The sequence below is a fragment of the Corticimicrobacter sp. genome (assembly GCF_040137905.1).
Lineage (GTDB): Bacteria > Pseudomonadota > Gammaproteobacteria > Burkholderiales > Burkholderiaceae_B > Corticimicrobacter.
On record NZ_JBEFDG010000071.1, the window covers coordinates 85,677 to 110,536 of the forward strand.

General features: G+C 61.2%; 22 protein-coding genes and 1 pseudogene. 13 read left to right on the top strand and 10 right to left on the bottom strand.

Annotated features, from left to right (window positions below):
* The first annotated feature begins 29 nt into the window (after nt 1-29).
* The 6 genes from rdgB to ABN482_RS12345 all read left to right on the top strand — a co-directional run bounded on the left by rdgB (nt 30) and on the right by ABN482_RS12345 (nt 6,646).
* Nucleotides 30-650, top strand: coding sequence for an RdgB/HAM1 family non-canonical purine NTP pyrophosphatase (rdgB, locus tag ABN482_RS12320; protein ID WP_502877289.1), 621 nt, complete (start codon nt 30-32; stop codon nt 648-650).
* 38 nt (nt 651-688) lie between these two features.
* The gene (hemW, locus tag ABN482_RS12325) at nt 689-1,876 is read left to right on the top strand and encodes a radical SAM family heme chaperone HemW (RefSeq protein ID WP_349504322.1); all 1,188 of its coding nucleotides are present in this window, start codon (nt 689-691) and stop codon (nt 1,874-1,876) included.
* Between the two features lie 272 nt (nt 1,877-2,148).
* Nucleotides 2,149-3,561, top strand: a complete 1,413-nt coding sequence (gene glnA / locus ABN482_RS12330) for a type I glutamate--ammonia ligase (protein ID WP_349504266.1) — start codon at nt 2,149-2,151, stop codon at nt 3,559-3,561.
* Nucleotides 3,562-3,595: 34 nt separating this feature from the next.
* A complete protein-coding gene (glnL, locus tag ABN482_RS12335; RefSeq protein ID WP_349504267.1) occupies nt 3,596-4,648 on the top strand; it encodes a nitrogen regulation protein NR(II) in 1,053 nt (350 codons plus the stop codon).
* Nucleotides 4,645-6,177 (top strand): nitrogen regulation protein NR(I), encoded by a 1,533-nt coding sequence (ntrC, locus tag ABN482_RS12340; protein ID WP_349504268.1) that lies wholly within the window; start codon nt 4,645-4,647, stop codon nt 6,175-6,177. The genes glnL and ntrC overlap by 4 nt, the downstream gene beginning before the upstream one ends.
* Before the next feature lie 22 nt (nt 6,178-6,199).
* Nucleotides 6,200-6,646, top strand: coding sequence for a GNAT family N-acetyltransferase (locus tag ABN482_RS12345; RefSeq protein WP_349504269.1), 447 nt, complete (start codon nt 6,200-6,202; stop codon nt 6,644-6,646).
* On the opposite strand, the gene ABN482_RS12350 is transcribed toward ABN482_RS12345, so the two are convergent.
* The 3 genes from ABN482_RS12350 to ABN482_RS12360 are packed head-to-tail and all read right to left on the bottom strand — an operon-like array spanning nt 6,643 to nt 10,172.
* Nucleotides 6,643-7,473, bottom strand: coding sequence for an ABC transporter ATP-binding protein (locus ABN482_RS12350; RefSeq protein ID WP_349504270.1), 831 nt, complete (start codon nt 7,471-7,473; stop codon nt 6,643-6,645). The genes ABN482_RS12345 and ABN482_RS12350 overlap by 4 nt on opposite strands.
* 16 nt (nt 7,474-7,489) lie before the next feature.
* Nucleotides 7,490-9,139 carry an ABC transporter permease gene (locus tag ABN482_RS12355; RefSeq protein WP_349504271.1) on the bottom strand — a complete coding sequence of 550 codons (1,650 nt, stop codon included), beginning with the start codon at nt 9,137-9,139 and terminating at the stop codon, nt 7,490-7,492.
* A gap of 1 nt (nt 9,140) precedes the next feature.
* Nucleotides 9,141-10,172 carry a Fe(3+) ABC transporter substrate-binding protein gene (locus tag ABN482_RS12360; RefSeq protein ID WP_349504272.1) on the bottom strand — a complete coding sequence of 344 codons (1,032 nt, stop codon included), beginning with the start codon at nt 10,170-10,172 and terminating at the stop codon, nt 9,141-9,143.
* A 261-nt stretch (nt 10,173-10,433) separates the two neighbouring features.
* Between ABN482_RS12360 and ABN482_RS12365 the strand changes: the two genes are divergently transcribed.
* From ABN482_RS12365 to ABN482_RS12390, 6 genes are all read left to right on the top strand, one after another.
* Nucleotides 10,434-11,210: a ferredoxin--NADP reductase gene (locus ABN482_RS12365; RefSeq protein ID WP_349504273.1), complete on the top strand. Its 777-nt coding sequence runs from the start codon at nt 10,434-10,436 to the stop codon at nt 11,208-11,210.
* An 82-nt stretch (nt 11,211-11,292) separates the two neighbouring features.
* Complete coding sequence (locus tag ABN482_RS12370) at nt 11,293-11,679, top strand: Rid family detoxifying hydrolase (RefSeq protein WP_109060784.1); 387 nt, start codon at nt 11,293-11,295, stop codon at nt 11,677-11,679.
* Between the two features lie 20 nt (nt 11,680-11,699).
* Nucleotides 11,700-13,808 (top strand): ATP-dependent DNA helicase RecG, encoded by a 2,109-nt coding sequence (gene recG / locus ABN482_RS12375; protein ID WP_349504274.1) that lies wholly within the window; start codon nt 11,700-11,702, stop codon nt 13,806-13,808.
* A gap of 5 nt (nt 13,809-13,813) precedes the next feature.
* Nucleotides 13,814-14,782, top strand: a complete 969-nt coding sequence (locus tag ABN482_RS12380; protein ID WP_349504275.1) for a LysR substrate-binding domain-containing protein — start codon at nt 13,814-13,816, stop codon at nt 14,780-14,782.
* Between the two features lie 86 nt (nt 14,783-14,868).
* The gene (locus tag ABN482_RS12385) at nt 14,869-15,387 is read left to right on the top strand and encodes a Dps family protein (RefSeq protein ID WP_349504276.1); all 519 of its coding nucleotides are present in this window, start codon (nt 14,869-14,871) and stop codon (nt 15,385-15,387) included.
* 23 nt (nt 15,388-15,410) lie between these two features.
* Nucleotides 15,411-15,923, top strand: coding sequence for a ClbS/DfsB family four-helix bundle protein (locus ABN482_RS12390; RefSeq protein WP_349504277.1), 513 nt, complete (start codon nt 15,411-15,413; stop codon nt 15,921-15,923).
* A 72-nt stretch (nt 15,924-15,995) separates the two neighbouring features.
* Here the strand turns inward: ABN482_RS12390 and cysW are convergent, their stop codons facing one another.
* The 3 genes from cysW to cysP all read right to left on the bottom strand — a co-directional run bounded on the left by cysW (nt 15,996) and on the right by cysP (nt 18,742).
* Nucleotides 15,996-16,817, bottom strand: coding sequence for a sulfate ABC transporter permease subunit CysW (gene cysW, locus ABN482_RS12395; protein WP_502877292.1), 822 nt, complete (start codon nt 16,815-16,817; stop codon nt 15,996-15,998).
* Nucleotides 16,817-17,659, bottom strand: a complete 843-nt coding sequence (gene cysT, locus ABN482_RS12400) for a sulfate ABC transporter permease subunit CysT (protein ID WP_109061016.1) — start codon at nt 17,657-17,659, stop codon at nt 16,817-16,819. Before cysT ends, cysW begins: the two co-directional genes overlap by 1 nt.
* A 69-nt stretch (nt 17,660-17,728) precedes the next feature.
* Entirely contained in the window at nt 17,729-18,742 is a 1,014-nt protein-coding gene (cysP, locus tag ABN482_RS12405) for a thiosulfate ABC transporter substrate-binding protein CysP (protein WP_349504279.1), read from the bottom strand.
* 272 nt (nt 18,743-19,014) lie between these two features.
* Between cysP and ABN482_RS12410 the strand changes: the two genes are divergently transcribed.
* Complete coding sequence (locus ABN482_RS12410; protein WP_349504280.1) at nt 19,015-20,139, top strand: high-affinity branched-chain amino acid ABC transporter substrate-binding protein; 1,125 nt, start codon at nt 19,015-19,017, stop codon at nt 20,137-20,139.
* Nucleotides 20,140-20,394: 255 nt separating this feature from the next.
* On the opposite strand, the pseudogene ABN482_RS12415 reads toward ABN482_RS12410, so the two are convergent.
* From ABN482_RS12415 to ugpB, 4 genes and pseudogenes are all read right to left on the bottom strand, one after another.
* Nucleotides 20,395-21,501: pseudogene (locus tag ABN482_RS12415) on the bottom strand (sn-glycerol-3-phosphate import ATP-binding protein UgpC); the annotation flags it as partial.
* A gap of 15 nt (nt 21,502-21,516) precedes the next feature.
* The gene (ugpE, locus tag ABN482_RS12420; protein ID WP_349504323.1) at nt 21,517-22,365 is read right to left on the bottom strand and encodes a sn-glycerol-3-phosphate ABC transporter permease UgpE; all 849 of its coding nucleotides are present in this window, start codon (nt 22,363-22,365) and stop codon (nt 21,517-21,519) included.
* A 2-nt stretch (nt 22,366-22,367) separates the two neighbouring features.
* On the bottom strand, nt 22,368-23,249 hold the full coding sequence (gene ugpA / locus ABN482_RS12425) for a sn-glycerol-3-phosphate ABC transporter permease UgpA (RefSeq protein WP_349504281.1): 882 nt from the start codon (nt 23,247-23,249) through the stop codon (nt 22,368-22,370).
* A 148-nt stretch (nt 23,250-23,397) separates the two neighbouring features.
* Complete coding sequence (ugpB, locus tag ABN482_RS12430) at nt 23,398-24,714, bottom strand: sn-glycerol-3-phosphate ABC transporter substrate-binding protein UgpB (RefSeq protein ID WP_349504324.1); 1,317 nt, start codon at nt 24,712-24,714, stop codon at nt 23,398-23,400.
* Between the last annotated feature and the right edge of the window lie 146 nt (nt 24,715-24,860).

Sequence of the window (24,860 nt, forward strand, 5' to 3'; positions counted from 1 at the left end):
TTCTGGCCTGAAACTGACAAGACAGGTTGATGATGACACTGCAATTTCCGTTTTCCAGACTGGTGCTGGCCTCGAACAATGCCGGCAAGCTCAAGGAGTTCTCAGGCCTGCTTGCACCGTACGGGGTCGAAGTCCTGCCGCAGGCAGCGTTGCAGATCAGCGAGGCCGAAGAACCCTATCCCACATTCATCGAAAATGCCCTGGCCAAGGCACGCCACGCCAGCCGCGCATCCGGCCTGCCGGCGCTGGCCGATGACTCGGGCCTGTGCGTGCAGGCGCTTGGCGGTGCGCCCGGCGTCTATTCGGCGCGCTATGCGCAGCGAGCCGGGGGTGAAAAATCGGATGCCGCCAACAATGCCCATCTGCTCGCGCAACTGACCGGCCATGCGGACCGCCGGGCCTGTTATGTCGCGGTGCTGGCGCTGGTACGGCATGCCGAGGATCCACTGCCGCTGGTTGCGCAAGGTCTCTGGCAGGGAGAGATCGCCGAGGCGCCTCGCGGTACGCATGGCTTTGGCTATGATCCCTTGTTTTTCCTGGCAAGCGAAGGCTGTGCCGCAGCCGAACTGGAACCCGTCCGCAAGAACCAGATCAGCCACCGGGCCCGGGCCTGGCAGCAACTGCTGGTCCAACTGGGCCAGACGACATGAGCAGCCCGCAGGTCATGCGTGTGATTCCGCTGGCGCGCATGGCGTCGGCACAGGCGGATGCGCATCAGGGCAGGCTGCAGATGCACAGTTTGCCACCGCTGTCTCTCTATATTCATGTGCCCTGGTGTGTACGCAAATGCCCTTATTGTGATTTCAACTCGCACCAGGCCGGCGCAGATTTGCCCGAAGAGGCGTATCTGCAGGCGCTGCAGGCTGATCTGGAAGGAGCGTTGCCCGATATCTGGGGTCGCCAGGTCATCTCTGTCTTCATCGGCGGCGGTACCCCCAGCCTGCTGTCTGCACAGGCGCTGGACCGCATGCTGGCCATGGTGCGTGCACGCCTGAACCTGCTGCCGGATGCCGAGGTCACGATGGAGGCCAATCCGGGCACGGTCGAGGCTGCGCGCTTTGCCGCCTATGCGGCCTCCGGCGTCAACCGCATTTCGCTGGGCATTCAGAGTTTCAATGACGTCCACTTGCAGGCCCTGGGCCGCGTGCATGACAGCGACCAGGCACGGGCGGCGATCGAGATTGCCCTGCGATTGGTCGGTCGCGTCAATCTGGACCTGATGTACGCCTTGCCGGGGCAGAGTGAGGCACAGTGCCGAGCTGATCTTGAAACGGCCCTGGGTAGCGGGGTATCACACCTGTCGCTGTACCACCTGACACTGGAACCCAATACCGTATTTGCCAAGTACCCGCCGGTGCTGCCCGACGAGGACAGTGCCGCCGGCATGCAGGAAATGCTGGAGTCGCGCATGGCACAGGCCGGTTTCGAACGCTATGAAATCTCTGCCTATGCACGGCCGGGCCAGCAGTGTCTGCACAACCGCAACTATTGGGAATTTGGCGACTACCTTGGCATCGGCCCGGGAGCGCATGGCAAATTGACCTTCCATGACCGTATTGTTCGTCAGGCTCGCCTGAAGCAGCCCCAGAGCTGGATCGATGCCGCGCTGGCGGGGCAAGGAGGGCATATTGCCGAAATACGCCAGCCAGCGCTGGATGAACTGCCTTTCGAATTCATGCTCAATGCATTGCGCCTGCGTCGCGGGGTTCCGACGGCCTGGTTCGAGGAGCGTACGGGCATTCCCCTGGCCAACATCGCCAGGATGATGGAAGAGGCCGCCCGCAAGGGGCTGCTGGATACGGATCCGACGCGGCTGATGGCGACGCCGCTGGGATGGCGCTTCCTGAACGATCTGCAGGAAATCTTTCTGGCCTGATCCGAAGTGTTGCACTAATATGGTGCTGCTTGCACTTGCAGCACCATTGTGGTGCTTTCATTGGGTGCCTGTGCATGCAGATGGTGCGGGCAATCCTGTCGTGGCCAGAAAAACGCCCGGTTTGATGCATATTCTCCGTTCTTTCAAGTTGGCACGCTTTTTGCTTGATAATCTGTGCCTGGGCGCTGAAGCAACATGTTCCAGCCGGAGCATAAGGTGGAAGGCGACCTGCCATCTCACATCCGAATCGCTATTTTCTTTATGGAGCTATCATGGCGACCACTCAAGACGTTCTGAAGCAAATCGAGACGCATGAAGTCAAGTTCGTCGATTTCCGCTTCACCGATACCATCGGCCGCGAGCACCACGTGACCGTTCCCACCGGCGAAATCGATGAAGGCAAGCTCGAAAGCGGCCAGGCTTTCGACGGTTCCTCGATTCACGGCTGGAAGGGTATCGAAGCATCCGACATGATGCTTTCGCCCGACCTGAGTACCGCCCGCCTGGATCCGTTCCGTGAAGAAACCACGCTGATCCTGACCTGCGATGTGATCGAACCTTCGAACATGCAGGGCTATGATCGTGATCCCCGTTCGCTGGCCAAGCGCGCTGAAGCCTATCTGAAGTCGACCGGCATCGGCGACACGGCTTTCTTCGGTCCCGAGCCCGAGTTCTTCGTTTTCGATGGCGTGACCTGGGACAGCAACCCGTCCGGCAGCTTCGTCAAGATCCGTTCCGAAGAAGGTGCCTGGTCCTCCGGCACCGACTATCCCGGTGGCAATATGGGCCATCGTCCCCGCGTCAAGGGCGGCTATTTCCCCGTGCCCCCGACCGATTCGTTCCAGGATCTGCGCTCCGAAATGAGCATCCTGCTCGAGCAGCAGGGCGTGCCGGTCGAAATCCACCACCACGAAGTGGCAGGCCCCGGTCAATGTGAAATCGGTACCCGGTTCAGCACGCTGGTCGAGCGCGCTGACTGGAACCAGATCATGAAATACACGATCTGGAACGTGGCGGCTGCCTATGGCAAGACCGTGACCTTCATGCCCAAGCCCATCCTCGGCGACAACGGCTCCGGCATGCACGTGCACCAGTCGATCTGGAAAGATGGCCAGAACCTGTTTGCAGGCAACGTCTATGCCGGTCTGTCCGAGTTTGCGCTGTACTACATCGGCGGCATCATCAAGCACGCCCGCGCACTGAATGCCATCACCAACCCCGGTACCAACTCCTACAAGCGCCTGGTGCCCGGCTTCGAAGCCCCGGTCAAGCTGGCCTATTCGGCACGCAACCGTTCGGCCTCGATCCGCATTCCCTATGTGGACAGCCCCAAGGCCCGCCGTATCGAAGCCCGTTTCCCGGATCCCCTGGCCAACCCCTACCTGGCATTCTCGGCCCTGATGATGGCAGGTCTGGACGGTGTGCAGAACAAGATCCACCCCGGTGATCCGGCCGACAAGAACCTGTACGATCTGCCGCCGGAAGAGGATGCCAAGATCCCGACCGTGTGCGCATCGCTGGAAGAAGCGCTGGCTGCACTCGACAAGGACCGCGAGTTCCTGACCCGTGGCGGTGTGTTCAGCAACGACGCGATCGATGCCTACATCGCCCTCAAGATGGACGAAGTCACGCGCCTGCGCATGACCCCGCACCCGGTCGAGTTTGATCTGTACTACAGCAACTGATCCACGCATCACAACCATGACCTGGAGCGATCAAATGAACCTGGATGCGTTTGATCTGCTCGCTACATCGATCCTGCTGGTCGATGCTCAAGGGGACATCCAGTACGCCAACGGTGCGGCAGAAAATCTGCTGGGCCGTTCGCGCAAGGTCCTGCAAGGCGTGTCCTGCACCTCGCTGGTGACGGAAAGTGCCGATCTGGACGCATCACTAAAAGAAGCATGCGCCGGTCAATTCATTGACCGGCGCCAGCTCTTCAATCTGCGCAAGGGTCATGAAACGACGCCGGTGTTTGCGTCCATCGTGGCACTCTATGAACAACCCTGGCCCGTCATGCTCGAGTTGCGGGAAATCGAGCAGCAACTGCTGGCCGAGCGCAACCAGCAGATGTATGAGCAGGCCGGTAGCAATCGCGAGTTGCTGCGCAATCTCGCGCATGAAGTCAAGAATCCGCTGGGTGGCGTGCGAGGTGCCGCCCAGTTGCTGGAAGCCGAGTTGGACGATCGCCAGCTCAAGGAATACACGCAGGTCATCATTTCGGAAGCCGATCGGCTGCAATCCCTGGTGGATCGGCTGCTGGCACCGCAGCGTGCACCGCTGCACTTTGCCATGCTCAACATTCATGAGCTGTGCGAAAAGGCGGCCATGCTGGTGCGTGCCGAGTTCAGCCAGTACGGGCTGGATATCCGGCGCGATTACGATGCATCGATTCCCGATTTTCCAGGGGACGGCGCACGGCTGATGCAGGTGCTGCTCAACGTGATCCGCAATGCGGCACAGGTCCTGTGCGAACAGGAACCACCAGGCGGCCTGATCACGCTGCGTACCCGCGTGGCACGCCAGCAGGTGCTGATGGATCGTCGACATCGGCTGGTTCTGGTGGTATCTGTCATCGACAATGGGCCCGGCGTACCTCCTGAAATCCAGGAGCGCGTATTCCATCCCCTGGTCACAGGTCGAGCCAGTGGTACCGGCCTGGGCCTAAACCTGGCGCAGGACTTCGTGCAGCAACATGGCGGTGTGGTCGAGTTCGAGTCCGAGCCGGGCCATACCGAATTCAGAATACTTTTACCCATGGAGCGGCCATGAATACTGTATGGATCGTGGATGATGACCAGGCTATCCGATGGGTTCTGGAAAAATCCCTGATGCGGGCCGGTATCGAGTCCCGCAGCTTTTCCGATGCGGCATCGGTGCTCAAGGCCCTGGCTGAACTGCCAGGCCACGACCATCCCGGCGCACTGATTTCGGATATCCGGATGCCCGGAGAATCGGGACTGAATCTGCTGGAACGACTCAAGCGGGAATATCCTGATCTGCCTGTCATCATCATGACGGCCTATACCGACCTGGACAGCACGGTGGCGGCATTCCAGGGCGGTGCCTTCGATTACCTGGCCAAGCCATTCGATGTCAACGAGGCAGTCGCACTGATCCGCCGAGCACTGAACGAGGCGGCCCTCAATCACCAGGACGCCGAGGACGGCAGTGGCCCGAACGGCGGCACCGAATCCAGTGATGCCGGCAACGTCTCCGGTACGTTCCTGCTGGGCAAGGCTCCGGCGATGCAGGAAGTGTTTCGCGCCATCGGACGCCTGGCACCTTCGCGTGCCAGCGTGCTCATCACCGGCGAATCCGGAACCGGCAAGGAACTGGTGGCGCGTGCCCTGCACGGACATGGCGCACGCTCCGGGCGGCCTTTCATTGCCCTGAATACCGCTGCCATCCCGCGCGACCTGCTGGAAGCCGAACTGTTCGGCCACGAGCGCGGGGCCTTTACCGGCGCCAATTCGCTGCGCCGTGGCCGCTTCGAGGAAGCCGATGGCGGTACGCTGTTCCTCGATGAAATCGGCGACATGCCGCTGGAACTGCAGACCCGCCTGCTGCGGGTGCTGTCGGAAGGCAGCTTCTACCGGATCGGTGGTACCCAGCCGGTGCAGGTCGATGTCCGCATTGTCGCCGCCACGCACCAGCCGCTCGAAACACGCGTCGCTGAAGGCAAGTTTCGCGAAGACCTGTTCCACCGCCTGAACGTGATCCGGCTGCGCCTGCCGCCACTGCGAGAGCGGGCCGAGGATATTCCCGAACTGACGGCACATTTTCTGGCCATCAGCGCGCGGACGCTGGGCGTGCCGGTGCGCCAGCTCAGCCCGGCTGCGATGGAAGCGCTCTGCGCCTACCCATTTCCGGGCAATGTGCGCCAGCTCGAGAATTTCTGCCACTGGTTGACCGTGATGGCCCCAAGCCAGATCGTCGAAGTGCATGACCTGCCGCCGGAAGTGCGCAGCAGCCTGCCGATCCTTCCCGGTCAGATCGCTGACGGCCAGGTGCCGCCTCAAACCGGCGGAGGGCAGGCCGGACGTGCCGATACGGTACGGGAAGCCATCCGCAGTGTCCATGGCCTGCCGGACTGGCACGACATGGTGACCCAGGAGGCCCGGACACGGTTGCAGCGCGGCGAGCCTGCCGTCATGCAGAGCATGACCCGGGAATTCGAACGCCTGGTGCTGGCAGCCGGACTCGAGCATTGCCGAAATCGCCGCGTCGAGGCGGCCAGTCGGCTGGGATTGGGGCGCAACACCATTACCCGCAAGCTGCGTGAACTGGACATGGAATGAGTACGGCATGCAGGGTTGAGCGATGATCCGGGCACTTGCAGAGACTGACGTAGAGTCGGTGCTGGATGTATGGCTGTCAGCATCCGTCGCGGCGCATGACTTCGTCGATCCTGAATTCTGGCGTGCGCAGCTGGAAAACATGCGCAATCTATACCTGCCGGCCGCAGCCGTATATGTCTATGAAGAGCATTCGCAGGTGATCGGATTTTATGCACTGCTTGGGGATGATCGGCTGGCCGCGATTTTCGTGGTGCCTGGCATGCAGGGGCGGGGAGTCGGAAGTGCCCTGATGGTACATGCCATGGCTGGCAAAGCCCGCATGACACTTTCTGTCTACAAGGCCAACGAGGCCAGTGTCCGCTTCTATCAATCCCACGGATTCGTGATCGTTCACGAGCAGCGTGAGGAAATCACCGGCCAGGACGAATATGTCATGCACGCCGGTGGTGATGGGCCGCACAACCCCTAGGCCAATATGCCCTGGCTGTCGCTACTTTCCTGAGCTGCAACCTCCGGGCGCGCGCGCTGGAAGATCTCGTTGCGCCGATCCTCCAGCGCATCGCCGTGGCGGATGAAGCGCCTGACATAATCGCTGGCAGGGTGGTGGTGCAGCCCGTAAGGGGTATCCCACTGCACGATCCTGCCTTCATGCATCAGCCCGACCGAATCCGAGATAGCGAAGGCCTCGGCCTGACTGTGGGTGACGAGCAGCGCGGTGGTGCCGGTTTCCTTGAGGATGTCGCGTACTTCAAAAGCCAGTCTCTCGCGGGTATGGATATCGAGGCTGGAAAAGGGTTCGTCGAGCAACAGCAGGCGAGGGCTCGGTGCCATGGCGCGAGCCAGTGCAATGCGTTGCTGCTGCCCGCCGGACAGTTCGTGCGGGTATTTGTCCAGGCTGTGCTCGAGGCCGACGAGCCGGGCCATTTCGGCAATCCTGTCTGCACGCTGCACGGCTGGCAGGCGTCGGATGCCGAAGCCGATGTTGGCCCGGATGTCCAGATGAGGAAACAGGGCATAGTCCTGGAACATCATGCCGATGCGCCGCTGCTCTGGCGGAACGAAACAGCCATCATTCACCAGTTCCTGCCCGTCAAGCACGATACGGCCCGAGCGTGGCATGTCGAGGCCTGCCACGGCCCGCAGGATGGTTGTCTTGCCGCAGCCGGATTCGCCCAGCAGACTGGCGATTTCCCCTTGCTCGAGACTCAGGTCCAGGTCATGCACCACGCTGTGCCAGCGCGACCGTCCATTGGGATAGGCCAGGTGCAGATGTTCAAGGGTGAGATAGGAAGGCATGAGGTGAGGATCGCGGTTAGGGCGCAGGACGATTGACCCTGGCCAGCAGGATGACGGGCAGCAGGCCGGCCAGTACGATGCCCAGTGCCGCAATGGCACCTTCTTCGTACGTGCCGCGTGCGGCTTCGGCATACAGCCAGGTGGCCAGGGTATCGAAATTGAGTGGTCGCAGCAGCAGAGTAGCCGGCAATTCCTTCATGGTGTCGACAAACACCAGCAGGGCCGCTGCAGCAATCGCCGGCCAGAGTTGCGGCAGGTGTATGCGACGCAGCAGTCCGCCGGGACGCTCGCCCAGTGTGGCGGCCGCATGGTCGAGTGAGCGGGGAATGCGCTCCAGGCCGGATTCGATGCCGCCTACGGCAATCGCCATGAAGCGCAACATGTAGATGATGACCAGGCCGCCCATGGAGCCCATGAGAATCAATTGCGGCGCACGGTCGTTCCATAGTCCCAGCAGTCCGGACAGGGCATGATCGAATGCTACCAGCGGTGCCAGCAGGCCAATGGCAAGTACCGTACCGGGTATTGCATAGCCAAGGCTGGCAAAGCGAGCGGCCAGTCCGGCGGAGGATGTGCCGCCGCTGCGCCAGGCACCGCGTCCGGCCCAGGCGACCAGCAACCCGCAGGCAACGGTCAGTACGGTCGCCAGCGCCGAGACCTGCAGCGTGTTGGCGAGGCTGTCGAACAACTGGCGTGAAGGAAGCTCATGCTGCAGGCGCTTGAATGTTTCGTGCAGCAGATGCAGGGCCGGCGCGGCGAACCCGAGAACGACAGGCAGCAGGCAGGCCAGCAAGGCCAGCAGGCCGGCCCTGCGGCTCAGACGTATCGGGCGCAGGGGTTGCGCACGCCGTGCCGTGGCAAAGCGCTGGTGCCGGCGGCCGTGGCGTTCCAGCAGGATGAGTGCCAGTACAAGTACCAGCATGACCAGTGCGATCTGTGCCGCACCCGGCAGGTCGGAGCGCGAGATCCAGGTGCTGTAGATCGCCACGGTCACGGTCTGCACGCCCAGGAACTCGGAGGCACCGATGTCGTTCATGGCTTCCAGCAACGCCAGGCTGACGCCGACCGCAATGGCTGGACGCGCCAGCGGCAGGGCCACCCGGACAAAAACGGTCAGTGGCCGGGCACCCAGCATGCGTGCGGCCTCGATAAGGCTGGCGGCCTGGGTCTGGAACATGATCCGGGTCGTCAGGTAAACATAGGGGTAAAGCACGAAACCGAGTACCAGGATGCAGCCCGTCAGTGATCGGATATCCGGTAGCCGGAGTCCTCTTGGGCTGTCGATGCCCAGGGCGGCACGAAGGGTACCCTGTATGGGCCCAAGCGGGTGCATCAGGTCCACATACGAAAACGCGATGATGTAGGAGGGAACGGCCAGCGGCAGCAGCAATGCCCACGAAAGGATGCGCCGTCCAGGAAAATCATAGGCCGTGACCAGCCAGGCGGTGACGGTGCCCAGCAGGGTCACGATCACACCCACAGCCAATAGCAGGATCAGCGTATTGGAAAGCGCTTCGGGCAGTACGTGGCTGGCCAGGTGTGCCCAATGCGCCGGATTGCCGGACAGGGCCGAAACAGCCAGCGAAACAATGGGAATCAGGACACAGGCGGCGATCAGCACGGGTGGCACCTGCCACCCGTGGCGCGAGAGACGGGACAGTGACACGTCAGTTGTTGAAGCCGACCTTGTCGACCAGTTCGCTGGCGAGCTTGCGATTCTTGGCAATGTCGCTGACCGGGATGGCGTCAACCTGGAGTTCGCCGAAGCTGGCGACCACAGGGTCGAGTTCGACGCCTGCCTTGACCGGATACTCGTAGTTGGCACCGGCGTAGAGCTGCTGCGCCTTGTCGGACACCAGGTACTCCAGCAACTGCACGGCTTCGGCCTTGTTGGGGGCATGTCGGGCAACGGCTGCGCCGCTGACATTGACATGCGTGCCGCCGCCTGTGCCTTCGAACGTCGGACGGATCACCTTGATGGCTTCGCCCCACTTGTAGTTGTCGGTGCCGGGTTCGCTGTTTTTCATGCGGCCTACATAGTAGGCATTGGCGATGCCGATATCGCAGATGCCTCCCAGAATGTCGCGGGCCACGTCGCGGTCGCCGCCGGTGGCCTTGCGGGCCAGGTTGTCCTTGACGCCGCGCAGCCAGGTTTCGGTCGCTTCTGCACCATGATGCGAGATCATGGCGGCGATCAAGGCCGTGTTATAGGGATGCTGTCCGGAACGGATGCAGACCTTGCCCTTCCAGCGCGGATCTGCAAGGTCTTCATAGTTGAACTCGGTAATGTCCAGATCCTTGTCGGCATACAGCACACGATCACGCAGGGACAGGCTGAACCAGTCATTGTCTGGGCTGCGCAGGTTGGCTGGAATCGTTTCCTGCAATACGGTGGATTCGATCGGCTGTGTCACGCCGCCCTCGACCAGGTCGAGCAGATTGCCGATATCGACGGTCATCAGCACGTCGGCCGGCGATTTGTCGCCTTCCGCCTTGACGCGCTCGAGCAGGCCGTCCTTGAGGAATACGGTATTGACCTTGATCTGCGTTTCGTTGGTGAAACTGTCGATCAGGGGCTGGATCAGGGCGGGCTCGCGTGTGGTGTAGAGGTTGACTTCGGCCGCGCCGGCGGCATGGATAGGCAGGCTGAGCACGGCGGCTAGGAGGGTGGGCGACAACAGGCGGGCAGGAATCATCATGTCTCCGTGATGGTGGCTTGAGAAAACGCAAGTCTAATAATGAATATCAATGTTATCAGTGATTTCTGCTTTATGGCAGCATCGATATCGAGAGGGCATCGCGTAAATGTTTGATCCGTGTCATGACGATGCGCCCCGGGAGGGACTATAAAGCGTACATAAGCTTATTTCCGCACGGGCGGAACAATTATCCTTCTCGGAACTACCGGGTAGAATAGGGGTGCACGCTATTCCCCTAACTTTCTTGCAGACATCTGATTCATGGCCGCCTTTAATACCGAACGCGTCTTGAGCGTTCACCACTGGAACGACACGCTCTTCACCTTCACCACGACTCGCGATCCGGCCCTGCGCTTTCACAACGGCCATTTCGTGATGATCGGTCTGGAGGTCAATGGCAAGCCGCTGATGCGCGCCTACAGCATCGCCAGCGCCAACTACGAGGAAAACCTCGAGTTCTTCAGCATCAAGGTACCCGATGGCCCGCTGACCTCGCGGTTGCAGCATCTGCAGGTCGGTGATGAGATCCTGGTCAGCAAGAAGCCTGTCGGCACGCTGGTGGTCGATGATCTCAAACCCGGCAAGAATCTCTATCTGCTGGGCACGGGTACCGGCCTGGCACCGTTCATGAGCATCATCAAGGATCCCGAGGTCTACGATCGATTCGACAAGATCGTGCTGATCCATGGCGTGCGTTGGGTGAGCGAGCTGGCCTATGCCGATTTCATCGAAAAAGAACTGCCCGACAACGAGTTTTTTGGCGATGTCGTTCGTGAGAAGCTGATCTACTACCCGACGGTGACCCGCGAGGAATTCCGCAACACCGGCCGGATCACGACCCTGATCGAAAGCGGCAAGCTGGCCCAGGACATCGGTCTGCCGCAACTGAATCCGGAGCATGATCGTGTCATGCTGTGCGGCAGCCCGCAGATGCTGAACGATCTGTGTGCGATGCTCGATGGCAGCGGTTTCGTGGTATCGCCCGGCGTCGGCCAACCCGGTGACTACGTCATCGAGCGCGCCTTCGTCGAGAAATAAAGAGTCGGCCCGCTGCCGGGAAGGCTGTTAAAAATGACTATTGCATATTAAACTGCAATAGTCATTTATTAATGGAGCTGTCATGAGCAAGAAAATCATCCAGACCAATGCCGCCCCGGCCGCTGTCGGCCCTTACTCCCAGGCTGTCGAAGCCCCCGCTGGCCGTACGGTCTACCTGTCCGGCCAGATCGGTCTCGAGCCCGAGACCGGCGAACTGGTTGCCGAGAATTTCGAGGCCCAGGTACGCCAGGCATTCGCCAATATGCAGGCCGTGATCGAAGCGGCGGGCGGTACGCTCGAGAACATCGTCAAGCTGACCCTGTTCCTCACCGATCTTGAGCGCTTTGCGGCAGCCAACGCCATCATGTCGGAACTGATTCCGCAGCCATACCCGGCCCGCTCCACGGTAGGTGTCGTCAGCCTGCCCAAGGGTGCCCAGTTCGAAGTAGAAGCCATCATTGTCCTCTGATGGCGCAAGGCTGTGCCGACATGCCCGTGGCGAAGGGAGGGGCGCATGCTGTCCGTCCCGCTGCGCGTCAGCGGCGGCACAGCGCACCTGATGAAAAATCTGCAACGGGTCGCCTGTTCCGCAAGCTCGGACTGGTCGAACCGATGGATTTCGTCCTGCACTTTCCCCTGCGCTACGAAGACGAGACCCGTATCGTGCCTGTGCGTGCCCTGCGCCCAGGTAGCTCGGCGCAGGTCGAGGGCGAGATACTCAGTCACGAGGTAAGCTACCGGCCACGCAAGCAGCTCAAGGCCGTGCTGAGTGATGGCGATGCGGAAATCACGCTGCGCTGGCTCAATTTCTATCCCAGCCAGGTCAAGCAGGTCGAACCCGGCATGCGTGTCCGTGCGCTGGGTGAAGTTCGCGGCGGCCTGTGGGGTTGTGAAATGGTACATCCTCGCGTCCGGCGCAGCGAGATACCGCTGCCCGAAGTCCTGACGCCGGTGTATCCCACCACATCGGGTCTGTCCCAGCCGGTGCTGCGCCAGGCGGTACTGCATGCGCTGGCCCAGGCAGACCTGAGCGATCCCTTGCCTGAAAGCGTACGCGAGCGCTATGGACTGATGCCATTCGGCGATGCTGTCTCGCAATTGCATACGCCCGGCCCGGGTGATACCGGCGATGGCATGGAATCCCAGACGCATCCGGCCTGGCTGCGCGTCAAGTTCGACGAACTTCTTGCCCAGCAACTGTCCATGGCCGAAGCACGTGCCCTCAGGCAACACCAGCAGGCCTGGCCTCTGGTCGTGGCCCAGGATGCCGGTACGCTGCCGGCCCGCCTGCTGGCCCGCCTGCCTTTTGCCCTGACTGCCGCCCAGCGCAGGGTGGTCGACGATATTTGCCAGGACATGGCTCGCACCCATCCCATGCATCGTCTGCTGCAAGGGGATGTAGGCAGCGGCAAGACTGTGGTGGCGGCACTGGCGGCCGTACAGGCGATTGCCGCGGGTGCGCAGGTGGCCCTCATGGCTCCGACCGAAATCCTGGCCGAGCAACATTATCTCAAGCTCGACAGCTGGCTGGCACCGCTGGGTGTGACCACCGTGCTGCTCAATGGCCGACTGGGCCAGAAGGCGCGCCGCCTTGCCCAGGCCGCTATCGAGTCCGGTGAGGCTGCGCTGGTGATCGGTACGCAGGCACTCATCCAGGACAAGGTGTCGTTCAATCGACTGGGGCTGGTGATCGTGGATGAGCAGCATCGCTTTGGCGTGGGGCAGCGCCTCGCGCTCGGGCGCAAGGGCGAACAGGCTCCCGACGAGGGGGCCGTGTTGCCACACCAGTTGATGATGAGCGCCACGCCGATTCCGCGCACGCTCGCCATGACTTATTTCTCGGATCTCGATGTGTCTGTCATCGATGAGCTTCCGCCCGGGCGCACGCCTGTCAAGACCAAGCTGATTGCCGAGCATCGCCGCGGCGAACTGGCCGAATACCTGGCCGACGCGGTGCGTGCGGGCCGACAGGCCTACTGGGTCTGCCCGCTGGTCGAGGAAAGCGAGGCCCTCGACCTGCAGAATGCCGTGGATACCCATGCCGGCCTGCAGGTGCTTTTGCCTGAATTGCGTATCGGCCTGGTCCATGGCCGTCTGCCCCAGGCCGAGAAAAGCGCCATCATGGATGCATTCAGGGCCGGGCAGATGGACATTCTGGTATCCACCACCGTGATCGAGGTGGGTGTGGATGTGCCCAATGCCAGCACCATGGTGATCGAGCATGCCGAACGGTTCGGACTGGCGCAACTGCATCAGTTGCGCGGGCGGGTGGGGCGCGGCAGCGCAGCCTCGATCTGCGTGCTGCTGTACCAGGCACCGCTGTCGCAAGTGGCGCGCCAACGGCTGCGTGCCATGTTCGAGACGGAAGATGGTTTTGAGATTGCCCGCAGGGATCTGGAGCTGCGGGGGCCGGGCGAATTTTTGGGCGTCCGGCAGTCGGGTGTGGCATTGCTGCGTTTTGCCGATCTGCAGGCAGACGCGGAGCTGGCCGAGCAGGCCCGCGATGCCGCATCCTATCTGAGGCAGGCCTGTCCAGAGGCCGCACGGGCTCACCTGCAGCGCTGGCTGCGCGGCAGGGAAGACTATTTGAGGACTTGAAGAAAATGACTCTGACCGAATTGAAATATATCGTGGCGGTCGCCAGGGAACGACACTTCGGCCGTGCGGCCGAAGCCTGTTTCGTCAGCCAGCCGACCCTGTCGGTCGCCATCCGCAAGCTGGAAGACGAACTTGAGGTTACGCTGTTCGAACGGGGTGGCAGCGAAGTCTCCGTCACACCCATCGGCGAGCGTATCGTGGCACAGGCCCAGAAGGTCCTTGAGGAAAGTGCCAACCTCAGGGAAATCGCCCGCCAGGGGCATGATCCCCTGATCGGGCCGCTGCGTGTCGGCGTGATCCATACCATTGGTCCTTATCTGCTGCCCAGGCTGGTGCCTGAACAGATCCGCCGCACCCCGACGATGCCGTTGATCCTGCAGGAGAACTTTACTTCCAAGCTGATCGAATTGCTGCGCCAGGGAGAACTCGACTGCGCCATCATGGCATTGCCGCTGCCCGAAGCAGGACTCACGCTGCGACCGTTGTACGATGAGCCATTCACCGTGGCAGTGCCGTGCGGGCACCCCTGGTCGGAGCGTCGCAGCATTGGTGCGGAAGAGCTGAAAGATGAAACCATGCTGCTGCTGGGGAATGGCCACTGTTTCAGGGATCAGGTACTGGAAGTCTGCCCGGAACTGTCTGGCTATTCCGCCAGCAGCGATGGCATCCAGCGCACCTTTGAAGGTTCCTCGCTCGAAACCATACGGCACATGGTGGCGGCAGGTATCGGTGTAACCGTACTGCCCGCCTCATCGATGAGTTTGCCACACAGCGGGCCGGAGCTGCTGAGCTATATCCCGTTCGAGCAGCCCGTACCGGAACGTCGTATCGTACTGGCATGGCGCAAAAGCTTTCCCCGCCTGGCCGCGATCCAGAAGCTGTCCGAGTCGGTACTGGCGTGCGGATTGCCTGGCGTCACGATGCTGGAGGGCGTCACCGAAACGGGTGAGCTGGCAGCAGCAGTAGTATCCTAGTCGTACGCGGCGCATAACAGCGTATCGCGACACTCATCAGTCAAGGGCGGTGCATCGCCTTTTTTGAAAAATACAGGAGCATGTCCATGGCCAAAGCATCCAAATCCACTACCAAGCGTACCGCCACGACGGCCTCGGTACGGATCGATATCGGCATTTCCGACAAGGATCGTGCCGCCATCGCTCAGGAACTGTCCAAGTTGCTGGCGGATTCGTACACGCTGTATCTGATGACCCACAATTTCCACTGGAATGTGACCGGTCCCCTGTTCAATACCCTGCATACCATGTTCATGGAGCAATACACCGAGCAGTGGAATGCCCTCGACGAAATCGCCGAACGTATCCGTGCCCTGGGTCACTATGCCCCCGGTACCTACCGCGAATACAGCAAGCTGAGTTCGATCGAGGAGCCTGAATCGGTTCCTGAGGCACTGGACATGATTCGCCTGCTGGTCAAGGGGAACGAATCGGTTGCCAAGACCGCCCGTGCCGCCTTCAAGCATGTCGACGAGGCCAATGACCAGCCCAGCGCCGACCTGCTCACGCGCCGCCTCGACATACACGAAAAGAACGCCTGGATGCTGCGCAGCTTGCTGCAGTAATTCCGACGCCAGGGGCAACGGCCGTGGCCGTACCGCAAAACAGGCAGGCGCTGCTTGATGCGATCCGCACGACCTACCGGAAGCTGGCAACTGATCTTGCCAGCATTCCGCCCGAGTATGCCCGTATTGCCACCATGGAGGGACATGCCCAGGGCACCTACATGAGCGTGGCCGATCTCGTTGCATACCTGATCGGCTGGAACCTGCTGGTACTGAAATGGTGCAATGCCAGGTCCAGTGGACAGCCGGTGGATTTTCCCGAGACCGGCTACAAGTGGAATGAGCTGGGACGCCTGGCGCAAAAATTCTATGCCGATCAGGCGAATGTCGCCTATCCCGAACTGCTGCAGCAATTCGAGCAAGTGCATGGCCGCATCCTCTCGCTGGTCGAGGCGGAAAGCGATGCGGCTCTGTATGGCACACCCTGGTATGAAAAATATACCCTGGGTCGGATGATCCAGCTCAATACCGCATCGCCGTATGCCAACGCACGTGGCCGGCTGCGCAAGTGGAAGAAGGCCAGCGGCATCGGCTGACTGCCAGTGCCAGTGCCAAAATATCTGGGCACTCACAGAGAAACGATGCCGCAAAAGACGCGGCTTCACACCTCAACCAGCCCGTGCCCGGGCCTCTTGACGCCATTCCATCCCGGTCTTGACCATCAGCGTCAGCAGGGCGATGGAGGTCAGCAGCGCAGCCGCCGTAAAGGCTGCAACGGCCTTGTTGTCATCGTTGAGCTGCTCGATCAGCAGGGGCAGCGTCAGGGTCTTGCCGCGGATGGCTCCGGACACCACCGACACCGCGCCGAACTCGCCCACGGCACGGGCATTGGTAATCGCCACGCCATAGAGCAGCGCCCACTTGATCTTGGGCAGCGTGACCCGGCTGAAGATCTGCCAGCCGCTGGCACCGAGCGTCAGAGCGGCATGTTCCTCGTCCGAGCCCTGCGACTGCATCAGCGGGATCAATATTCGTGCCACGAAAGGCGATGTCACGAAAATCGTCACCATGACGATGCCCGGCCAGGCGAACATGAGCTGGATATCGTGACGGTAGAGCCAGCCGCCGAAAGTGCTCTCCATGCCATAGACCACCAGATAGCACAGGCCGGCCACGACCGGCGAGGTCGCGTAGGGAATGTCGATCAGCGTCATCAGCAGGCGGCGGCCCCGGAAGTCGTAGTTCGTCACGCACCAGGCCAGCAGGATACCGAAGACGACATTGATCGGAATGGTAATGACGGCAGCCAGCAGCGTCAGGCCGATGGCATGGCGCATGTCGCCGTCGAGCACGTTGTCGACGAATGCCGCCCAGCCCGCGCTGAACGCCTTGACGAAAATAAGGGTCAGGGGCAGGACCAGCAACAGACCCGCCACGCTTACCCCGAGGGCGATCAGCGTCCATTGTTGCCAGGTGCGGGGTTTGCGCATCATGACTGCTTTCCTTTCTGCCAGGGCAGTATCCAGCCCTGCAGCCATTGCAGGCCGAACAGCAGCAGCAGCGAGGCCGCGAGTACCACTGAGGCAATGGCGGCAGCCATGCCGTACTCGTATTCGGCCAGCCTGAAGAAAATCATCAGCGAGGTCACTTCTGTCTTGAAGGGAATGTTGCCGGCGATCATGACAACTGCGCCGAACTCCCCGAGACTGCGGATGAAGGCCTGCGACATCCCGGTCATGAGCGCTGGCGTCAGGGCTGGCAGGATGACTCGGAAAAACACCTGTGCATGCCCCGCACCGAGTGATTGGGCTGCCTCCTCATATTCGGTACCGATATCGGCCAGCACGGGCTGGATCGAGCGTACGATGAAGGGCAGGCTGGTGAAGATCATGGCGATCACCAGGCCCGGATAGGCGTAGGCGATCTTGATGCCATAGGGCGCGAACCACTGGCCCAGCCAGCCATTGGGGGACAGCAGCACGGCCAGTGTCAGGCCGGCCACCGCCGTGGGCAGGGCAAAGGGCAGGTCGATCAGGGCATCGAGCAGGCGCCGCCCCGGAAAATCGTAGCGCACCAGTATCCAGGCCAGCAGCATGCCGACCAGGGTGACGAAGACCGTGGACCAGAATGCACTGGAAATGGTGACCCGGTAGCTGGCCAGCACACGGGCGTCGGTGACGGCGCGCCAGTACTGATTCCAGCTCATATCGCTGACATAGACCAGCAACGCCGACAGCGGCAGCAGGATGACCAGCGAGATGAACAGGGTGCTGACACCGAAACTCAGTCCGAAGCCGGGCAGGGTAGGGTGGCGCAGAAAAAAGCGGGGCATGAAATATGCAACGCCTGATGCAGCGGTCAAGCGCATCAGGCGATCCTTACGGTGAAGAAGACCGGTAGTTTACTTCTTGCCGGCAGCCAGCAGTTGGTCGAGCTGGGCGTTCGAGGCAAAATGCGTTTCGGTGATCTTGTCCCAGGAACCGATCAATTCCTGCGGATTGAGCAGGCGAATCTCGGGGAAGCGGTCGGCATTGGCCTTGAGGGCCTCGGCATCATGCACACGGTAGTTGAAACCGGCCAGCAGGGCCTGGATTTCAGGCGTGTACTGGTACTGGAGGTATTCGGTGGCCAGTTCGCGGGTGCCTTTCTCATCGACGACCTTGTCCACCACGGCAACCGGGAATTCGGCCAGCACGCTGACCGGCGGCACCACGACCTCGAACTCCTCGGCCTTGAACTCATCGCTGTTGGCGATATTGTTGACTTCGGATTCGAACGTCAGCAGCACGTCACCCTGATTGTTCTGGGCAAAGGCGACGGTCGCGCCGCGGCCCCCGGTAGGGAAGCTTTCGACGTTGGACAGAAGTTTGCCGACGAATTCCTGGGTCTTGGCCTCGTCGCCATTGAACTTCTCGTTGGCATAGAGCCAGGCACCCAGGTAGCTGTAGCGTGCATTGCCCGAGGTCTTGGGGTTGGGGAACACGAGGCTCACATCATCGCGAACCAGATCGTCCCAGTTCTTGATGTTCTTGGGGTTGCCCTTGCGCACCAGGAACGCGATGGTGCTGTAGTAGGGCGAGCTGTTGTTGGGCAGGGCCTGTTGCCAGTCGGCACGGATCAGGCCATTCTTGGCCAGCACATCGACATCGGGTACCTGATTGAAGGTAACCACATCTGCCTTGAGACCCTGCAGGATCGCACGGGCCTGCCGTGAGCTGCCGGCGAAGGACTGGTCGATCTTCAGATCCTGGCCGGTCTTTTCTTTCCAGTGTGCCTCGAACTTGGGATTGATTTCGGCAAACAGTTCGCGGGCGATATCGTAGGACGTGTTGAGCAGCGTGGTCTGTTGTGCGGATGCGACCTGACCACCAAGCGCGGCGGCAACGAGCGAGACGCCGATGAGTTTCTTGATCATGTTTCGGTTCCTGGGTATGAAGAGGCGTCTTTTCAGACATTGGCGTTATATTGCCTGCGCTTTTCGATGACCAGAAATAATATATGATGATTTCTATATTTCAATTTGAAATATAGAAGCTTGTGGGACATGCAGGCACTGCCTTGCTTTGCCGGCACCCGCCCTGCACAGCATGCAAAAGGCACGATTTGCGGTCTGCATAAGGCTTGCCAGCCCCGACAAGTCTGGTAAATTGTGTCGTTTGCAATCCAGCCATTTCAGGAGACATCGCCATGACCATCTCGTTCCGTCGCCTGCCCATCGCGGCAGCCATTTTGGCCGCTGGCCTGTCCGCCGCATCGGTACAGGCCGCCGAAAACATCAAGTTCGCTGTGGTCGGTCCGACCACAGGGCCTGTCACCCAGTATGGTGACATGGTGCGGGAAGGGGTGCTCACCGCCGTCGAAGTCATCAATGCCGGTGGCGGCATCAACGGCAGCCAGATCGAACTGGTCACCATCGATGATGGCTGCGAACCCAAGCAAGGTCCGGTGGCAGCCAACCGCGTGGTCAACGATGGCATCGGTTTCGTGATCGGCCACGTGTGCTCGGGGGCAACCATCGCCGCTGCCGACGTCTACGATGGCGAAGGCGTAGTCATGGTCACCCCCTCGGCCACGGCACCGGCCCTGACCGACGGCAAGAACTACGAGTTCATCTTCCGCACCACGGGCCGCGACGACCAGCAGGGCCCGGCCGCCGCCCGCTTCATCATCGATAAGATCAAGCCCGCCAAGGTTGCCGTGCTGCACGACAAGCAGTCCTATGGCCAGGGCATCGCTGCTGCCGTACGCCAGGACCTGCTGGCTGGCGGCGTCGAGGTCAGCATGTTCGAAGGCATCAACGCCGGCGATACGGATTACTCTGCCGTGATCACCAAGATCCGCGGTTCGGGTGCTGATTTCGTCTACTACGGTGGCTACCATCCCGAACTGGGCCTGCTGATGCGCCAGGCTGCAGAGCAAGGCCTCAAGGCTCGTTTCATGGGGCCGGAAGGCGCGGGCAATCCTGACATCAATGCAATCGCCGGCGATGCCGTCGAAGGCATGCTGCTGACCCTGCCCAGCGATTTCGCCAGCAATCCCCGCAACGCCGATATCGTCAAGGCCTTCGAGGCCAAGCAGCGCAATGCCGCCGGTGCCTTCCAGATGACCGCCTACACGGCGACTCAGGTCATCGCCGACGCCATCAAGGGTGCCAACAGCACGGATCCCGCCAAGGTGGCCGAGTACCTGCACGCCAACAGCTTCGACACGCCCATCGGCACGGTATCCTGGAACAAGCAGGGCGACCTGAACGAGTTCGACTTCCAGGTCTTCGTCTGGCACAAGGACGGCAGCCAGAGCGCCTTCGAGTAAACAGGCAGGAAAAAGGGCTGGCATATATGCCAGCCCTTTGCCGTGTGTGATGTGCTGCTGAACGTTGTTTTCGTTGCATCAGGCGCATGGCAGCCTGATGCAAGGCACTGATCAGGTACCTTCGGCTGGTGTCTGAATCGTACTGGCGCGGGTGCTTGCGTTCCCGTGCCTGTCGGCATCCTCACTATCGGTGAGGCTATTGTCCAGCCCGTCTTCCTCATCGCCATCCTCGCCTTCCTGCTCCGTATTGTCAGGCAGGCGCTTGCCGGTCTGCAGGTTGAACCAGTGCAACGGCCGTTCGGCATCAAGCTTGAGGCGCAGCCAGGCACCGATTTCGATCTGTTCTCCGTCCACCAGATCGTCGGGCCGGCGCAAGACCACGGCAGTCTGTCCGAGCCTGCCATGGATCAGGCATTCGGCCCCCAGCGACTCGACCATTTCCACGCAGATCCACATGCCTTCCTCGGGATGGCTGGGGCTGTCTGCAGGCAGCATGTTGCTGATGCGCAGGTCTTCCGGGCGTACACCCAGGATGCAGTCCTGGCGGATGGCCGCATAGGGAACCTGTATCTGGCGTGCCGACATCCAGTTGCCGCCGGGCAGGGCAATATCGTGGTGGCTGTCGATATGGACCTTGATCAGGTTCATCGGCGGCGAGCCAATGAATGAGGCCACGAAGGTGGAGGCGGGGTGATCATACACTTCGCGCGGCGTCCCGATCTGCTCGACTTCACCCTGGTTCATGATCACCATGCGATGTGCCAGTGTCATGGCCTCGACCTGGTCGTGCGTGACGTACAGGCTCGTCGTCTTGAGGCGGCGATGCAGCTTTTGGATCTCCAGGCGCATCTGCACGCGCAGCTTGGCATCGAGGTTGGATAGTGGCTCGTCGAACAGGAAGGCCTTGGGATGGCGCACGATGGCGCGCCCCATGGCCACGCGCTGGCGCTGGCCGCCCGAGAGCTGGCGGGGCTTGCGCTGCAGCAGCTTCTCGAGTTCGAGAATGCGGGCGGCCTCCTCGACGCGGGCCTGGATGTCCTTCTTGCCGTGGCCCCGGATCTTGAGGCCATAGGCCATGTTCTCGTACACCGTCATGTGCGGGTAGAGTGCATAGTTCTGGAACACCATGGCGATATCGCGCTCGGCCGGCTCCAGTTCGTTGACGACCTTGCCGTCGATGGCGATCTTGCCCGCACTGACGGTTTCCAGCCCGGCCATCATGCGCAGCAGGGTGGACTTGCCGCATCCGGAGGGACCGACGATGACGATGAATTCACCGTCCTCGACCTCCAGGTCCAGTCCCTCGATGATGGTCGCGCCTGGATATTCCTTGCGAACCTGCCTGAAAGAAAGATGAGCCATTGATGCCTTTGCCTCTTATTTTTCCGTATCGATCAAGCCCTTGACGAACCAGCGCTGCATCAGCAGCACGACCAGCGCAGGGGGCAGCATGGCCAGGATGGCCGTGGCCATGACCAGGTTCCATTCGGTGGCGGCGTCGCCGCCTGCAATCATCCGTTTGATGCCGATGACCACCGGATACATGTCTTCGCTGGTCGTGGTGATCAGCGGCCATAGATACTGGTTCCAGCCGTAGATGAACTGGATCACGAACAGGGCGGCAATGCTGGTGCGCGACAGCGGCAGCAGGATGTCCCTGAAAAAACGCATGGGGCCGGCTCCATCCATTCGGGCAGCCTCCACCAGTTCGTCGGGCACGGTCAGGAAAAATTGTCGGAACAGGAAAGTGGCCGTGGCCGATGCGATCAGCGGGATGGTCAGCCCGGCATAGCTGTTGAGCATGCCCAGGTCGGCCACTACCTGGTAGGTCGGTGCGATACGGACTTCGACCGGCAGCATCAGGGTGACGAAAATCATCCAGAAAAAGAAATGCCGGCCCGGAAAGCGGAAATAGACGATGGCAAAGGCCGACAGCAGGGAGATGGCGATCTTGCCGACGGCGATGACCATGGCCATGACCAGGCTGACCCACATCATGCGACCCACCGGTGCGGATGAGCCGACGGTCGAGCCACCAGAGAGCGCCTGCAGGTAGTTTTCGACCATGTGCGTGCCCGGCCAGAGCGACAGCGGCACCTGGCGCACCTGCTCCAGTGATTGGGTCGAGGCCACGAAGGCGACATACAGCGGGAAGGCCACGGCCACCACGCCGAGGATCAGGATGAAGTGGGACAGGCGATCCAGCCAGGGGCGACGTTCTACCATCATCAGTAGTTCACCTTGCGATCGATATAGCGGAACTGCACGACGGTCAGTGCGATCACGATACCCATCAGGATGACGGACTGTGCAGCCGAGGAGCCGAGGTCCAGGCCCAGGAAGCCGTCACGATAAACCTTGTAGACGAGAATCGAGGTATCCCGTCCCGGGCCGCCCTGGGTGGCGGCATCGACGATGGCGAACGTATCGAAGAATGCATAGATGACGTTGATGACCAGCAGGAAGAAGGTGGTGGGCGACAGCAGCGGGAATACGATATTCCAGAAACGGCGCGAGGGTGACGCCCCGTCTATGGCCGCCGCCTCGATCAGCGAGCGCGGGATGGCCTGCAGGCCGGCCAGGAAGAACAGGAAGTTATAGGACACCTGTTTCCAGACGGCGGCAATGATGACCAGGGTCAGCGCGTCCTGCCCATTGAGCAGGGGATTCCAGCCTATGCCCAGGCGCTGCAGGCCGACGGCCAGGATGCCCATGCCCGGTGAGAACATGAATACCCAGAGGACGGCCGCCACGGCAGGCGCCACGGCATAGGGCCAGATCAGCAGGGTCTTGTAGGTAGAGGCGGCACGAATGACGCGGTTGGCGAGGACCGCCAGCAGCAGCGAGATCGCCAGTCCGAAAAAGGCCACCAGCACCGAGAAAATGGCGGTGACATGGAAAGATTGCCTATATTCCTGGCTGTCCAGCAAAGTCTTGAAATTGTCGAACCAGACGAATTCGGCCCCCATGCCGAACACGTCCTGCTCCAGCATGGATTGCCACAGGGCCTGCGCAGCCGGCCAGAAAAAAAATACCAGCGTGACGGCGACCTGAGGTGCCAGCAGCAGGTAGGGCAGGGTGCGCGAACGGAAATAGACGCGTTTTTCCATGCAGACAAAGATAATGAAAATGGTTCGGGCGCAAGGATACCATCGTTAGCCGACCGAGGGGGCTGCGCAGGCGCGGCGCACCCCGGTCAGATTGTGGACGAAAGTAACAGGCCGGGTACGCTTCTGAAAACGGCACCCGGCCACATCGTCAGCGTCCGGCGCTGCGCTCGAAACGGGTCAGCACCTCATTGCCGCGCTCGACGGCACGGGTCAACCCCTGGCGGGCGTCCTGCTTGCCGGCCCAGATCAGTTCGAACTCTTCCTCGATGATGTCACGGATCTGTGGCAGGTTGCCCAGGCGCACGCCACGCGATTTGTCGGTGGTCTTGACGATCATCTGCTCGACCGACACGTCGGCACCCGGATGACTGTCGTAGAAGCCAGACGCCCTGGTCTGCTCGTAGGCGGCCGTGGTGATCGGCAGGTAGCCGGTCTGCTGGTGCCAGCGCGCCTGCACGTCGGTGCCCGAGAGGAATTCCAGGAACGCGGCAACGGCCTTGTATTCATCGGCAGGCTTGCCGTTGAATACCCAGAGCGAAGCGCCGCCAATGATCGTGTTTTGCGGTGCGCCTGCCACGTCGTCGTAATAGGGCAGCGTGGAAATGCCCACGTCGAACTGGGCGTTGGCACCGATGTTGGCCTGGGCCGAACTCGATGCCGTGCTCATGGCGCACTGGCCGCTGTAGAACACCGAATCGCCCAGATTGCCGCGGCCGCCGTAGCCGAACAGGCCTTCCTTGCTCAGGCGAGCCAGGTTATCGATATGCCGCACATGCAGATCCGAGTCGATGGCCAGGCGTGCATCCAGGCCATCGAAGCCGTTGTTGCGGGTGGCGAATTCGGTATTGTGCCAGGCCGAAAACGTTTCTGCCTGGACCCAGGACGGCCAACTGGTCGTGAAACCGCAGGGGGCCGCGCCCGACTCGACGATCTTGCGAGCCGCATCCTCGACCTGTGCCCAGGTCTTGGGGGGTTGCTCGGGATCCAGGCCGGCACGCTTGAAGACATCCTTGTTGTAGTAGAAAACCGGCGTCGAGCTGTTGAACGGGAACGACATCATGCGGCCATCGGGTGCCGTGTAGTAACCGGCTACTGCCGGAATGTAGCGGGCGGGATCGAAGTCCTGGCCGGCTTCCACCATCAGTTCGCTGACCGGCTTGACCGCGCCGCGGGCATGCATCATGGTTGCCGTGCCGACCTCGAAGACCTGCAGAATATGTGGCGCATTGCCGGCGCGGAAGGCTGCGATGCCGGCATTGAGCGCTTCGCCATAGGTACCCTTGTAGGTCGGGTTGATCTTGTAGTCGGATTGCGAGGCATTGAATTCGTCGGTGAGTTCATTCAGGCGCGTATTGAGGGCCCCCGTCATGGAATGCCAGAATTCGATTTCGGCGGCGGCCTGGGCCGAGCCGGCCGCCAGCCCCAGCGAAGCGGCAAGGGCGGTGGTCAGCAGGGATGTGCGCATGGACATGGGATCAGTCTCCTTTTTTTACGGGGTCGTCTCGAATGCCACACCGGGTCACGGGCGGCAGGCGATGATTGTATGAATGATATATGACAGTCGTTCGATAGGGGGGATGATGCCGCAGAATACGGTTTTGCCAGGACGGA